At 56.4% G+C, this 1,384-nt stretch carries 2 protein-coding genes; both read left to right on the top strand.

Annotated elements, in window-relative coordinates; translation table 11 throughout:
- The coding region (locus tag NX775_RS23850; protein ID WP_258838244.1) for a TolC family protein at nt 1–522 on the top strand (522 nt) is incomplete at its 5' end.
- Nucleotides 523–535: 13 nt separating this feature from the next.
- A partial coding sequence (locus NX775_RS23845) for a copper oxidase (RefSeq protein ID WP_258838243.1) occupies nt 536–1,384 on the top strand: 849 nt, incomplete at its 3' end.

Here is a 1,384-nt window from a genome sequence, read left to right as displayed (position 1 = left end):
TTGGGCCTGACGAACGCTACAGGCTTTATCAATGTTCTGGACGCTGGATACGCCAACAAGAGCACTACTGGGGCTCCTCGTGAGAACGGCTACGAAATATCGCTTGAACTACCTATCTTTGACTGGGGTGGGTCTCGACGTGCTCGTGCGAAGGCAACGTACATGCTCGCTGTCAATCGTACCGCCGATGCTGCTGTTCGCGCGCGCTCAGAAGTGCGCGAAGCATACTCGGCGTACCGAACTACGTATGACGTCGCCAAACACTATCGCGACGAGGTGGTTCCGCTAAGGAAGCAAATTTCGGAAGAGGTCCTCCTCCGTTACAACGGGATGCTTGCCAGTGTTTTCGAGCTGCTGGCCGACTCGCGCGACCAAATCACGAGCGTCAACGGCGCTATTGAAGCGCAACGAGATTTTTGGATAGCAGAGACCGAACTACAGACAGCAGTAAACGGCAGCGGCGGAGCCGTTTCGGGCGCAACCATTGCAGCGTCGGGCTCTGCGCCAGCGGCTGAACATTAATTGGAGAATTGAGATGGTTTCACGTAGAGATTTGTTCACCGGTGCTGCGGCACTAATTGGGGCGGGAGTAGTCAGCCGAGTGGGTGCAGCATCCCTCCCAGAAGCAGTAATCATGCAGAGCGCCGCGACCCAGGTTCCACCACCGCCACCGAACGGCCGTCCTTACAACCCAGTCGTGACTCTTAACGGGTGGTCGCTCCCATGGCGCATGAACAACGGAGTCAAGGAGTTCCACTTGGTTGCTGAGCCGGTTGTGCGTGAATTCGCACCGGGCATGAAAGCAAACCTTTGGGGGTATAACGGCGCTTCACCAGGGCCGACCATTGAAGTGGTTGAAGGTGACCGTGTCCGTATTTTCGTGACAAACCGCCTGCCGGAGCACACGAGCATCCACTGGCATGGTCAACCACTGCCAAATGGTATGGATGGTGTTACCGGGTTGACGCAAAAAGGCATCCAGCCCGGCAAGACGATGGTGTACGAGTTCGAGGCTAAGCGGCCCGGTACGTTCATGTACCACCCGCATGCCGACGAAATGGTCCAGATGGCCATGGGGATGATGGGCTTCTGGGTGACCCACCCGAAGAATCCCAACTTCATGAAAGTCGACCGCGATTACGTATTTCTGCTTGGTAGCTACGACATTGAGCCGGGAAGCTTCGTCCCAAAGACCTCGACCATGCTGGACTTTAATCTGTTCACGTTCAACAGTCGCGTCTTCCCAGGTATCGACACGATGGTCGCGCGCCAGGGCGAACGTGTGCGTATTCGCTTCGGCAACTTGACGATGACCAATCACCCGATTCATCTGCACGGGCACGAGTTTGAAGTTACCGGCACCGACGGAGGTTGGACCCGACCA

This window comes from Massilia aurea, from assembly GCF_024753205.1.
In the GTDB taxonomy this organism is placed as follows: domain Bacteria; phylum Pseudomonadota; class Gammaproteobacteria; order Burkholderiales; family Burkholderiaceae_D; genus Telluria; species Telluria aurea.
This window is presented reverse-complemented; position numbering and strand designations above follow the sequence as displayed.